Here is a 12,398-nt window from a genome sequence, read left to right on the forward strand (position 1 = left end):
ACAATCGCCGGTCTGCCCGCCTCCCGCACCGTGGTACCGGCGGCCCGCGAGGGTCCGTGCCGGCAGCCGGGGGAGCGCCGCCGACCGGACGGAAACCGGTCGACACCCCGACGCGCGCCCGTCGCGCGTACCCGTGATCGATCCCTCAGCGGACCGTACGGCCCGCGCAGTGAGCGGGTCGGCACGGTCCGCCGTCCTGCGTTGAAAAGCCGGAGGCGACACCGTGCCCGCGCACGAACTCGAGAACGACAGCACCACCGATCCGCTGGCCCGCGAGCGCGCCCATCTCACCGCGTCCCGCGCCGCGCTGCGCGCCATGCGTGAGGACGCCCAGGCCCTCGACATCCGCGACGTGACCGCGAACTGGGTCAACGCGGCCGTCCTCCAGGCCCAGATCGACGAGCGGATCAAGTCCCTCGCCGACCTCGCCCACACCCCGCTCTTCTTCGGGCGGCTCGACTACCTGCACCGGGTCGGCGGAGAACGGGCGGAAGGCGCGGAGGGCGAGCAGTTCTACATCGGCCGCCGCCATGTCCACGACGCGGGCGGCGACCCGATGGTCATCGACTGGCGCGCCCCCGTCTCGCAGCCCTTCTACCGGGCGTCCCGGAAGGACCCGCAGGACGTCGGGCAGCGCCGCCGCTTCGGCTACACCGGCGGCGAGCTGACGGCGTACGAGGACGAGCACCTGACCGACCCGGCCGAGGCCGAGCAGACCAGCCGCCTGCTCCAGGCGGAGATCGAGCGTCCGCGCGTGGGCCCGATGCGGGACATCGTCGCGACGATCCAGCCCGAGCAGGACGAGATCGTCCGCAGCGGGCTCGGCGGGACGGTGTGCGTGCAGGGCGGTCCGGGCACCGGGAAGACGGCCGTGGGCCTGCACCGGGTGGCGTACCTGCTGTACGCGCACCGGGAGCGCCTGGCCCGTACCGGGACGCTGGTGATCGGGCCGAACCGGTCCTTCCTCCAGTACATCGAGCAGGTGCTGCCCGCCCTCGGCGAGCTGGCGGTGGAGCAGTCGACGGTGGACGACTTGGTGGTGCCCGCCGGTATCGAGGTGCGGGGTACGGACTCGGCCGGGGCGGCGGTCGTCAAGGGCGACGCCCGGATGGCGGAGGTGCTGCGGCGGGCGATCCGTTCGCATGTGACGCCGCCCGAGGAGCCGGTCGTGGTGGTGCGCGGTTCGCGGCGCTGGCGGGTGCCCGCGTACGAGGTCGCCGAGATGGTCGAGGAGCTGCTGGCCCGGGACATGCGGTACGGGGCGGCCCACGAGGCGCTGCCGCAGCGGATCGCGCACGCCGTGCTGGTCCGGATGGAGGAGGCGGGCGAGGCCCCCGACGACCGGGTGCAGAACGCGGTGGCCCGCAACGCCGCGGTGAAGGCCGCGGTGAAGGCGGTCTGGCCCGCCGTGGACCCGGCGAAGCTGGTGCTGCGGCTGCTCGGCGACGCGGAGTTCCTGGCCACGCACGCCGAGGGGCTGCTCGACGCGGACGAGCAGAAGGCGATCCTGTGGACGAAGCCCGCGCGGAGCGTGAAGTCGGCGAAGTGGTCGGCGGCGGACGCGGTGCTGATCGACGAGGCGAACGACCTGGTGGCCCGGACGCACTCGCTGGGGCATGTGGTGCTCGACGAGGCGCAGGACCTGTCGCCGATGCAGTACCGGGCGGTGGGCCGGCGCTGCACGACCGGTTCGGCGACGGTGCTGGGCGATCTGGCGCAGGGCACGACGCCGTGGTCGACGGCGAGCTGGGCGCAGGCGCTGCACCATCTGGGGAAGTCGGACGCGGTGGTGGAGGAGCTGACGGCGGGGTTCCGTGTGCCGCGCGAGGTGATCGCGTACGCCTCCCGGCTGCTGCCGGTGATCTCGCCCGGGCTGGCGGCGGTGGAGTCGGTGCGTGAGTCGCCCGGTTCGCTGGAGGTGCGGGCGGTGGACGGTGCGGACGGGCTGGACGCGGCGGTGGTCGCGGCGTGCGAGGAGTCGCTGGCCCAGGAGGGGTCGATCGGCCTGATCGCGGCGGACGCCCGGATTCCGGCGCTGGCGCGGGCACTGGAGGCGGCGGGGCACGCGTACCTCTCCCCGGGCGAGGAGACGACCGCCGCGTCCCGGCTGACGCTGGTGCCCGCGTCGCTGGCGAAGGGCCTGGAGTACGACTACGTGGTGCTGGACGAGCCGGCCGCGGTGGTGGACGGCGAGGCGGACACCCGGACGGGGCTGCGCCGGCTGTACGTGGCGCTGACCCGTGCGGTGTCGGGGCTGACCGTGGTGCACGCGGCGGACCTGCCCGGGGAGCTGTCGGCGCCCGCGGCCGGCTGAGAGCCCCTCGGGTGACCTTCGACCGGTCAGAGGTCGCCCGACAGGCTCTGAGCGTGCGGGGGCGGGGAGGCCGGGCCCCCGCCCCCGCACGTGTTCCCGTTACGCGTCGAGCACCGTGCGCCACTCGCGTACGGCTGCCGCGTCCACCGGGCCGGACCAGCCGAGCGGGCGGGCGGCGCCGCCGATGTGCACGGCGTCGATCCCGGCCGCCAGCAGCTCGGGCAGGTGCTCCAGGCGCAGGCCGCCGCCCACCAGGATCTGCGGCTCGTAGCCGGGCTGCCCCTTGCGGGCCGCCTCGGCCAGCAGGGTCGGGATGCCCTCGTCGACGCCCCTCGCCGAGCCGGCGGTGAGGTACGTGTCCAGGCCGGGCATGTCCGCGAGGCGCTTGCGCAGCGCGTCCCGGTCGGCGGCCCGGTCGATCGCCCGGTGGAAGGTCCAGGGGCAGCCGTCCAGCTCGGCGATGAGCCGCTCGACGGCGACCAGGTCCGGGCGCCCCCGGTCGTCGAGGAAGCCGAAGACGAACTCCTCGGCGCCCGCCGCGCGCAGCTCGTGCGCCTTGGCCACGAGGACCTCGATGTCACCGGCCGCGAAGCCGTCCGCCACCCTGAGCATCACCCGCAGCGGGATGTCCACCGCTGCCCGGATCTCCGCGAAGGTCGCACAGGACGGGGTCAGGCCGTCCGCCGCCATGTCGGTGACCAGCTCAAGCCGGTCCGCACCACCCGCCTGGGCCGCGACCGCGTCCTCCGCGTCGAGAGCGATCACCTCCAGGACTGCACGGTTGCTCATGGGATCCCAATCCTCCAGGAGACAGCAATAGGTCTAGTCCAATGTCCACCCTACGGGCCGGTACACCGGGGGCGCAGCCTCAATGCCAGGTGAAGATACGTGAGGTCGACCGCACATCCGGTGACCGAACGCACACGTTCCGGGCTCGCACGGCATATCCACCCTTGCGCTTTATAGGGGAGGGGGGTATACATGAGTCAGCAGGGGATACCCCCTGGGGGTATCAACGTCACGGTCAGGGAGGACAACGTGTCCGCGCACATCGCCACACCAGGCACCGACACCGGCACCGCCGCAGAGGTCGAGCTCGCGATCGGCGGCATGACCTGCGCCTCCTGCGCGGCCCGGATCGAGAAGAAGCTCAACCGGATGGACGGCGTCACCGCCACCGTCAACTACGCCACCGAGAAGGCCAAGGTCAGCTACCGGGGCGAGGACGTCTCCGTAGAGGACCTCATCGCCACCGTCGAGAAGACCGGCTACACCGCGCACGAGCCCGCTCCCCCGGCCTCCACCGCGGCGGCGGACCCGGCCGAGGGCGGCACCGAGGGGGCGGACGAGCTGCGGCCGCTGCGCCAGCGGCTGCTGACCGCCGTCGCGCTCGCGGTGCCGGTGATCGCAATGTCGATGATCCCGGCGCTCCAGTTCGACTACTGGCAGTGGCTCTCCCTGACGTTGACCGCCCCGGTCGTCACGTACGCCGCCTGGCCGTTCCACAAGGCCGCGTTCACCAATGCCCGGCACGGCGCGGCCACGATGGACACGCTGATCTCGGTCGGTACGTCGGCCGCGTTCCTGTGGTCGCTGTGGGCGCTGTTCTTCGGTACGGCGGGCATGGTCGGCATGACGCACCCGTTCGAGCTGACGATCGGCCGGACCGACGGCTCCGGGAACATCTACCTGGAGGCCGCCGCCGGGGTCACCGCGTTCATCCTGGCCGGGCGCTACTTCGAGGCCCGCTCCAAGCGGAAGGCCGGCGCGGCCCTCAAGGCGCTGCTCGAACTCGGCGCCAAGGAGGTCACCGTGATCCGCGGCGGCCGCGAGGTGACCGTGCCGACGGCCGAACTCCAGGTCGGCGACCGCTTCCTGGTCCGCCCCGGCGAGAAGATCGCCACCGACGGCACCGTCGTCGAGGGCGCCTCGGCCGTCGACGCCTCCATGCTGACCGGCGAGTCCGTACCCGTGGAGGTCGGTGTCGGCGACCCGGTCACCGGGGCCACGCTCAACGCGGGCGGCCGGCTCGTCGTCGAGGCGACCCGGGTCGGCGCCGACACGCAGCTCGCCCGGATGGCCAAGCTCGTCGAGGACGCCCAGAACGGCAAGGCGGCGGCCCAGCGCCTCGCGGACCGGATCTCCGCCGTCTTCGTCCCCGTCGTGATCGCGCTGGCGCTCGGCACGCTCGGCTTCTGGCTGGGCAACGGCGCGGGCCTGACGGCCGCGTTCACGGCCGCCGTGGCCGTGCTGATCATCGCCTGCCCCTGCGCCCTGGGCCTCGCCACCCCGACCGCCCTCATGGTCGGCACCGGACGCGGCGCCCAGCTCGGCATCCTCATCAAGGGACCCGAAGTCCTGGAGACCACCCGCCGCGTCGACACCATCGTCCTCGACAAGACCGGCACCGTCACCACCGGCCGCATGACCCTCCTCGACGTCCACACCACCGGCACCACCACCGAGAACGAGGCCCTCCGCCTCGCCGGAGCCCTGGAGCACTCCTCGGAGCACCCCATCGCCCAGGCCGTCGCCACCGGAGCCACCGACCGCACCGGCACCCCCCTCCCCACCCCCGAGGACTTCGCCAACGTCCCCGGACTCGGCGTCCAGGGCATCGTCGACGGCCACGCCGTCCTCGTCGGCCGGGAACAACTCCTCGCCCAGTGGGAGATCCACCTCCCGGTGGAGCTGGCCCGGCTCAAGGCGGCCGCCGAGGCCGCCGGCCGGACCGCCATCGCGGTCGCCTGGGACGGCGAGGCACGAGCCGTCCTGGAAGTCGCCGACGCGGTGAAGGACACCAGCGCCGAGGCCATCGAGCGGCTGCGGGGCCTGGGGCTCACCCCGATCCTGCTGACCGGTGACAACCGGGCGGTGGCCGAGTCGGTCGCGGCCGAGGTCGGGATCGAGAAGGTGTACGCGGAGGTCATGCCGGAGGACAAGGTCGACGTCGTCAAGAAGCTCCAGGCCGAGGGCCGTTCGGTCGCCATGGTCGGGGACGGGGTCAACGACGCCGCCGCCCTCGCCCAGGCCGATCTGGGCCTCGCGATGGGGACGGGTACGGACGCCGCGATCGAGGCGGGCGACCTGACGCTGGTCCGCGGCGACCTGCGGTCCGCCGCCGACGCCATCCGGCTGTCGCGCCGGACGCTCGGCACCATCCGCACCAACCTGTTCTGGGCCTTCGCCTACAACGTGGCCGCGCTGCCGCTCGCGGCGGCCGGGCTGCTCAACCCGATGATCGCGGGCGCCGCGATGGCGTTCTCCTCGGTATTCGTGGTCGGCAACTCGCTGCGGCTGCGGGGGTTCAAGGCGGCGGCCCGGAAGGGCTGACAGCCTCGGCACACCTCAGGGCCCGTCCGGCCGAGCACGACCGGACGGGCCCTCGTCGTCGGGCGGCGGGCCCGGCAGCGACACCCGGACGGTGAGTCCTCCCCCGGGGTTGGGGGCCAGCGCCAGGTCCGCGTGGTGGGCGCGGACGATGCTGGCGACGATCGCCAGTCCGAGGCCGTGACCGCGCCGCCCCGGTTCCGGCCCGACCACCCGCCCCCCACCCCGCAGGAACGGTTCGGTGAGCCGGTCGACGGTGCCGGCCACCAGCGGTCCGGCGTTGGCGACGGTCAGGAGCGCGTGGCCGGGACGCGCCGGGTCGGGGCCGGTGGTCAGGGTGAGCGTTCCGTCCGTGGGCAGGTTGTGCCGTACGGCGTTGTGGAGCAGGTTCACGACGAGCTGACGCAGCAGGACGTCGTTGCCGGTGGCCGGGGCCGGGCGGATGTCGGTGGTCAGGGTGACACCCCGCGCCCCCGCCTCCTCGCGGACGGCGTCGACGGCTCCCCGGGCGGTGTCGGCGAGGTCCAGGCGCCGGGTGACGGGCGGGTTGTGGTCGAGCGCGGAGAGTTCCAGCAGGGCGTCGGTGATCTCGATGCCGCGCCGGTTGGTCTCGCTGAGCCGGGAGACGAGCTGCCGGTAGTCCTGGCCCTCGGGGTCGGCCGCGGCCACGTCGAGCATGGTGCGGCTGACGGCGAGCGGGGTGCGCAGCTCGTGCGAGGCGTTGGCGGCGAAACGCTGCTGGGCCTCGAAGGACCGCTGGAGGCGGGCGAGCATGTCGTCGAAGGTGTCGGAGAGTTCGGTGAACTCGTCGCGCGGGCCGGTGAGTCCGATGCGGTGGTCCAGGGAGCCGTCGGCGGCCCGCCCGGCCGCCCGGGTGATCTCCTGGAGGGGGCGCAGGACGCGGCCCGCGATGATCCAGCCGCCACCGAGCCCGAGCAGGGCCAGGAGCAGCAGGGTGACGCCGGCGGCCGCGAACAGGGCCTGAAGGATGTCCGGCCGGGCCGCCAGGGCCGCGGCCTGCGGGTTCACCGCGGTCAGCGGGTAGTTGGGCAGGAAGCGCATGGCCAGGTAGACCACGATCAGGCTGAGCGCCCCCGAGCCGAGGACGAACAGGGCGTAGGTCAGGGTGAGTTTCATCCGGGCGGTCAGCCGCCGCGGCCGCGCGGTCCGCACCGCGCCCCGCTCCGTGTCCCGGGGTTCCCGGCCGGGTGCCGTGCGGCGGTTCACCCCGCGGACCCGGTCGGCCCGTCGATGCGGTAGCCGACGCCCGGCACGGTCTGGATGGCGGAGGGTTCGCCGAGCCGTTTGCGGAGGGTGGAGATGGTGATGCGGACGGCGTTGGTGAACGGGTCGGCGTTCTCGTCCCAGGCCCGCTCCAGCAGCGTCTCCGCGCTGACGACGCCGCCGCGCGCGGTCATGAGGACCTCCAGGACGGCGAACTGCTTCCGGGTGAGCGCCACGTACCGCCCGTCGCGGAAGACCTCGCGCCGGAACGGGTCCAGCCGGATTCCGGCGCACTCGACGACCGGGGGCGTGCTGTCCTTGGGCCGGCGGGCCAGTGAGCGCAGCCGTACGACCAGCTCCTTCAGGTCGAAGGGCTTCGTCAGGTAGTCGTCGGCACCGATCTCGAAACCGGTGACCTTCTGGTCGAGGAGACCCGCCGCGGTCAGCATGAGCACCCGGCAGCCCAGGCGCCGTTCCACGATGGCCCGGCACACGTCGTCCCCGTGCGTACCCGGGATGTCGCGGTCGAGCACGACGACGTCGTACTCGTTCACTTCCAGGCGCTCCAGGGCGGCGTCGCCGTCCCCGGCAATGTCGGAGGCGATGGCTTCGAGCCTCAGACCCGCCTGCACCGCCTCGGCGAGATACAGCTCGTCCTCGACAATCAGCACCCGCATACGGCCTCTCCTGCTCTGCTTCGCACCCGGACCTCTCGCCTGAACCATGCCGGGCCCATCGAAAACGTAGCGCTCCGGACCTATCGAAAACGTATGGGGAAATCGAGACGGCCCCACAACACGGTCCGCTCTTCACTCGGTGCATCGGCCCGCGGCACCCGCCGCCCGCCCCGACCGAGTTTCCCGGAGGCCACCATGCACGACGACCCGGCAGCGAACCCTTCCGCCACGGCGGCGCGCCGCTTCCCCGTCCGGGCGGCGGCAGGGGTGTGCGCGGTCGCCGTGCTGGCGCTCGCGGCGGCATGCGGCACCACGGCCCGGAGCGAACCGGCCGCACGGGCCGTCGCGACGGCGGACCCTGGGCCGGGCAGCACGGCGGCGGGGGTCGCACCGGAGAGCACCGACGGCGGCGACACCCCGCGGGAACGCGACCTCACCCCCTTCGACACCCGGTCCCCGGCCATCGACCGGCTGGACGAGGACCTGCTGGAGGCCGTGCGGAAGGCGGCCCGGGACGCCCGCGAGGACGGCATCGAATTCCGGATCACCTCGGGGTGGCGCAGCAAGGAACACCAGCAGCGCCTGCTGGACGAGGCCGTCCAGAGGTACGGGAGCGCGAAGAAGGCGCGGCAGTTCGTGAACACCCCGGAGAAGTCGGCCCACGTGTCCGGGAAGGCCGTCGACATCGGCCCCACCGACGCCGACGACTGGCTCATCCGCAACGGCGCCGACTACGGCCTGTGCCAGGTCTACAACAACGAGATGTGGCATTTCGAGCTGCTGACCAGCCCCGGCGGCCACTGCCCGACACCGCGGACCGACGCCGCCGGCTGACCGGCGCCGCGACCGGCACCGGTCGGCGACGCGCGTTCCCAGCCCTGGGCCCTTGCCGCGCCCCTCCCTGCTTCCGAGCTTCCGAAGGACATGTCATGGCCGATCTGCGCGAGGACCCCTATCCGGATGTGTACATCGGAGGCGGATTCTCAGACCCCTCTGGTCTCTCCGGTCCCACCGACCCCTCCGACCTCGCTGATCCCTCCGGCCCCACCGATCGCCCCGGACCGATGGCCGATCCCCCGCCCGCCCCGCCGCGCCGGTACGGCCCGGTGCTCCGTACGGGCCGGACCGCGAGCGCCGTCGCGGCGGGGGCGGCGCTCCTGATGGTCGGCCACCCGCTCGTGCCCAACCGGCCGGGCCACCTCGGCAGCCTGCTCGAAACCCTGCTGCCCTGGACCGGCCTGGTCGTACCGGCGCTGCTCCTGACCGCCCTGCTCCGCAGGTCGGTACCGGCCGTCGTCGCCGCCCTTCTGCTCGGGGCCGTGTGGGTCGGGGTGTTCGGGCCCCTGCTCCTCGGCGGAGGGAGCGGCACGAAGCCGGATCTGACCGTGGTCACCCACAACGTCGGCGCCACCAACCCCGACCCCACCGCGACCGCCCGTGCGCTGCTGGCCGCCGACCCCGACCTGGTCGCCCTGGAAGAGATCACCGACGACGCCCTGCCCGCCTACCGCGCGGTACTGGACCGTCGGCTCCCGCACTCCGTACACATCGGCACCGTCGCCCTGTGGAGCCGCTACCCCCTCGCCGAAACCCGCCGTATCACCATCGACCCCGGCTGGAGCCGCTCCCTGCGCGCCCGGGTCCAGGCGCCGACCGGCCCGCTCGCCGTCTACGTGGTCCACCTGCCCTCGGTACGCGTCGGCGCCGCCGGCTTCACGACCGGGCGGCGCGACGCGGCCCTCGCCGCCCTCGACCTCGTGCTCGACCACGAGCGGCGGAAGAAGGTCCTCCTGCTGGGCGACCTCAACGGCGCCACCACCGACCGCCGCCTCGCCCCGTTGATGTCCCGGCTGGCCTCGGTCGAGGACGAGGCGGGCAGCGGTTTCGGCTTCAGCTGGCCCGCGGCCTTCCCGATCGCCCGGGTCGACCACATCCTCGTCCGGGGCGTCGTCCCCACCGACGCCTGGACCCTCCCCGCCACCGGCAGCGACCACCGTCCCGTCGCCGCCTCGCTCAAGACGTAGCACGGGGCGAGCCCTTAGGGTCGGTGCCATGACCGACAGCTCCCGTGCGAACGGTGCCCCCGGCGCGGGGCGCGACGACTCCCTCCGTGAGCGCTGGCGGACGGCGCTCGTCGGTGCGCGGGGCGGCGCCCCCGGCCCCGACCCGGCGCCGTACGCCGACAACCTGCTGGCCCGCTGGGCCGAGCCGCAGCGGAAGTACCACACCACCGCGCACCTGGCCGCCGTGCTCGGCCACATCGACACCCTCGCCCCGTACGCGGCCGACGCGGACACGGTGCGGCTCGCCGCCTGGTTCCACGACGCGGTGTACCGGCCCGACCGGTCCGAGAACGAGGAGCGCAGCGCAGCGCTGGCCGAGCGCGCGCTCCCGGAGGCCGGGGTGCCGGACGGGGTCACGGCCGAGGTCGCCCGTCTCGTCCGGCTGACCGTCACCCACGACCCGGCGGACGGCGACGCCGACGGCGAGGTGCTCTGCGACGCGGACCTGGCGGTGCTCGCGGCGGGCCCGGAGGAGTACGCGGCGTACGCGGCCCGGGTGCGCGAGGAGTACGGGTTCGTGCCCGACGAGGCGTTCCGGGAGGGGCGGGCGGCGGTGCTCCGCCAACTGCTCGGGCTGCCGAGGCTGTTCCGTACCCCGTACGGGGCGGAGCACTGGGAGCCCCGGGCGCGGCGGAACCTGCTGACCGAGCTGGAGCTGCTGAACGGCTGAGCCCGTCGCCCCTGCCGACCGCAGGGCGGGCGACCGGGCGACCGGGCGACCGGAAGATGACAACTACGTAAATCCGACAAGCGCCGGGAATCTGACGGCGCCGGGGGCGGTTGTCTGCTGGCATGCCCGACTCTGCCGCTCGACGCTCCCGCATGCCCCTGGCCGTCTACATCCTGGGACTCTCGGTCTTCGCCCTGGGGACCAGCGAGTTCATGCTCTCCGGTCTGCTGCCGCCCATCGCCGACGACATGAACGTGTCCATCCCGCGCGCCGGACTCCTCATATCCGCCTTCGCGATCGGCATGGTGATCGGTGCCCCGCTGCTCGCCGTCGCCACGCTCCGGCTGCCCCGCCGCACCACTCTGATCACCCTGATCACCGTCTTCGGGCTCGGCCAGGTCGCGGGCGCGCTGGCCCCGACGTACGAGGTGCTGTTCGCGTCCCGGGTGGTGAGCGCGTTCGCCTGTGCCGGGTTCTGGGCGGTGGGGGCGGCGGTCGCCATCGCGATGGTGCCGGTGAACGCGCGGGCCCGCGCGATGGCCGTGATGATCGGCGGTCTGTCGATCGCCAATGTGCTCGGTGTGCCGCTGGGCGCGTTCCTCGGGGAGAACCTCGGCTGGCGGTCGGCGTTCTGGGCGGTCGGCGCGGCCTCCGCCGTGGCACTGGTCGGGGTGGCGACGCTGATCCCGCGGATCCCGCTGCCGGAGCAGAAGCCCCGGCTGAAGCGGGAGATGGCCATCTACCGGGACCGGCAGGTGTGGCTGGCGATCGTGATCACGGCGCTCGCCGCGGGCGGTGTCTTCTGCGCGTTCAGCTATCTGGCCCCGCTGCTGACGGATGTCGCCGGGCTGGACTCGGGCTGGGTGCCGACCGTGCTCGCGCTCTTCGGGGTCGGCGCGCTGATCGGTACGACGATCGGCGGCCGGGTCGCGGACGCGCACCTCTTCGGGGTGCTGATGAGCGGGATCGCGGCCTCGACGGTCTTCCTGGTCGCGCTGGCGCTGTTCGCGTCGAGCCCGGTCGCGGCGGTCGGGCTCGCATTCCTGCTGGGGGTCTCGGCGTTCTACACGGCCCCGGCGCTGAACGCCCGGATGTTCAACGTCGCGGGCGCCGCCCCGACGCTGGCGGGGGCGACGACGACCGCCGCGTTCAACCTGGGCAACACGGGCGGCCCCTGGCTGGGCGGTGCGGTGATCGACGCCGACTTCGGCTTCACGTCGACGGCGTGGGCGGGGGCGGCGATGACGGTGGTGGCGCTGGTGGCCGTGGTGATCGCGCTGCGGCTCCAGGGCGGCGGCCGCTCGCGCCGGGTGACGGGAGCGCCGGCCGCGGTGTCGGAGCCGGTGGAGGCGGCCGCGGAGGTACGCCCCTGATCCCGCGCTCCTCGCGCGTACCGCGCGTACGCCGGTCCCCGGACTCCGCCGTCAGGCGCCGGGGGCCGGTCGTCGTTTGGGGCGGCGCAGCCCCGCCTCCGTGATCCGGCGGACCAGCTCCTTCGAGCCGATCTGCCGGGCCCCGGCCCGTACCGCTTCCTCGTAGTGGGACTCCGGTACGTCGTAGTGGTCCCGGTCGAAGGCCCGGGGCGGGCAGCCGATGGACGCCGCGAAGGCGTGCAGCTCCTCGAAGGACACGTCGCTGACCAGGTGCGACCAGAGCCGGCCGTGCCCCGGCCACTGCGGCGGGTCGATGTACAGGGTCACCGGCGCGGTATCCCGGCCAGCGAACCGACCGGCGCCACCGCCACCGCGGCCTTGGCGCACACCCAGTGCGGGTCCGGCCCCAGCTCGGGTTCGACGTCGAGGGCGTGCGGGTCGCCCGCGTCGCAGACCGGGCAGAGCGGCCAGCGCCCGTACCGTTCGAGCAGGGCGTCCTGCACGTCCTGGGCGACCAGCCCGACCACGAACTCGACGCCATCGGGCCACTGCTCGACCCACCAGCGGCGGTGCGTCACCGCGTCCTCGACCAGCGAGACGATCCCGGCCTCGGCGACGCCCCCGGCGGCGAGATCGGCCATGACCAGCGCACGGGCCGTGTGCAGGGCCTGTTCCAAGGGATTCATCTCCATGGCCCCATTGTCTCCCGCCCGAACGGCCCGGACCGCCGGGCACCGCCCCTCCGCA

11 protein-coding genes are annotated in these 12,398 nt (G+C 73.7%); 6 read left to right on the plus strand and 5 right to left on the minus strand.

Translation table 11 applies throughout. From position 1 onward, the window contains the following. Positions 1-223 precede the first annotated feature (223 nt). Positions 224-2,314, plus strand: a complete 2,091-nt coding sequence (locus tag ACIQGQ_RS12760) for a HelD family protein (protein ID WP_402394272.1) — start codon at positions 224-226, stop codon at positions 2,312-2,314. Between the two features lie 99 nt (positions 2,315-2,413). Here ACIQGQ_RS12760 and ACIQGQ_RS12765 read toward each other — a convergent pair whose 3' ends face one another. Beyond that, positions 2,414-3,103 (minus strand): copper homeostasis protein CutC, encoded by a 690-nt coding sequence (locus ACIQGQ_RS12765; protein ID WP_402394274.1) that lies wholly within the window; start codon positions 3,101-3,103, stop codon positions 2,414-2,416. 249 nt (positions 3,104-3,352) lie between these two features. Here ACIQGQ_RS12765 and ACIQGQ_RS12770 point away from each other — a divergent pair, with 249 nt between their 5' ends. Continuing rightward, complete coding sequence (locus tag ACIQGQ_RS12770) at positions 3,353-5,647, plus strand: heavy metal translocating P-type ATPase (protein ID WP_402394277.1); 2,295 nt, start codon at positions 3,353-3,355, stop codon at positions 5,645-5,647. A 15-nt stretch (positions 5,648-5,662) separates the two neighbouring features. Here the strand turns inward: ACIQGQ_RS12770 and ACIQGQ_RS12775 are convergent, their stop codons facing one another. Both ACIQGQ_RS12775 and ACIQGQ_RS12780 read right to left on the minus strand, forming a co-directional pair. Further along, the gene (locus ACIQGQ_RS12775; RefSeq protein ID WP_402394279.1) at positions 5,663-6,817 is read right to left on the minus strand and encodes a sensor histidine kinase; all 1,155 of its coding nucleotides are present in this window, start codon (positions 6,815-6,817) and stop codon (positions 5,663-5,665) included. A 50-nt stretch (positions 6,818-6,867) separates the two neighbouring features. Then, entirely contained in the window at positions 6,868-7,545 is a 678-nt protein-coding gene (locus ACIQGQ_RS12780; protein WP_402394281.1) for a response regulator transcription factor, read from the minus strand. A gap of 195 nt (positions 7,546-7,740) precedes the next feature. Between ACIQGQ_RS12780 and ACIQGQ_RS12785 the strand changes: the two genes are divergently transcribed. The 4 genes from ACIQGQ_RS12785 to ACIQGQ_RS12800 all read left to right on the plus strand — a co-directional run bounded on the left by ACIQGQ_RS12785 (position 7,741) and on the right by ACIQGQ_RS12800 (position 11,651). Continuing rightward, a complete protein-coding gene (locus ACIQGQ_RS12785) occupies positions 7,741-8,379 on the plus strand; it encodes a M15 family metallopeptidase (protein ID WP_402394283.1) in 639 nt (212 codons plus the stop codon). Positions 8,380-8,609: 230 nt separating this feature from the next. Continuing rightward, positions 8,610-9,569, plus strand: coding sequence for an endonuclease/exonuclease/phosphatase family protein (locus tag ACIQGQ_RS12790; RefSeq protein ID WP_402394821.1), 960 nt, complete (start codon positions 8,610-8,612; stop codon positions 9,567-9,569). Positions 9,570-9,597: 28 nt separating this feature from the next. Continuing rightward, positions 9,598-10,278, plus strand: a complete 681-nt coding sequence (locus tag ACIQGQ_RS12795) for a hypothetical protein (RefSeq protein ID WP_402394285.1) — start codon at positions 9,598-9,600, stop codon at positions 10,276-10,278. Between the two features lie 152 nt (positions 10,279-10,430). Beyond that, positions 10,431-11,651 carry a Cmx/CmrA family chloramphenicol efflux MFS transporter gene (locus tag ACIQGQ_RS12800; protein WP_402394824.1) on the plus strand — a complete coding sequence of 407 codons (1,221 nt, stop codon included), beginning with the start codon at positions 10,431-10,433 and terminating at the stop codon, positions 11,649-11,651. A gap of 51 nt (positions 11,652-11,702) precedes the next feature. Here the strand turns inward: ACIQGQ_RS12800 and ACIQGQ_RS12805 are convergent, their stop codons facing one another. Both ACIQGQ_RS12805 and ACIQGQ_RS12810 read right to left on the minus strand, forming a co-directional pair. Further along, a complete protein-coding gene (locus ACIQGQ_RS12805; protein WP_402394287.1) occupies positions 11,703-11,978 on the minus strand; it encodes a DUF4031 domain-containing protein in 276 nt (91 codons plus the stop codon). After that, on the minus strand, positions 11,975-12,343 hold the full coding sequence (locus tag ACIQGQ_RS12810) for a hypothetical protein (RefSeq protein WP_402394290.1): 369 nt from the start codon (positions 12,341-12,343) through the stop codon (positions 11,975-11,977). Before ACIQGQ_RS12810 ends, ACIQGQ_RS12805 begins: the two co-directional genes overlap by 4 nt. Positions 12,344-12,398: the final 55 nt, after the last annotated feature.

It is taken from the genome of Streptomyces sp. NPDC092952, assembly GCF_044754785.1.
Classification (GTDB): domain Bacteria; phylum Actinomycetota; class Actinomycetes; order Streptomycetales; family Streptomycetaceae; genus Streptomyces.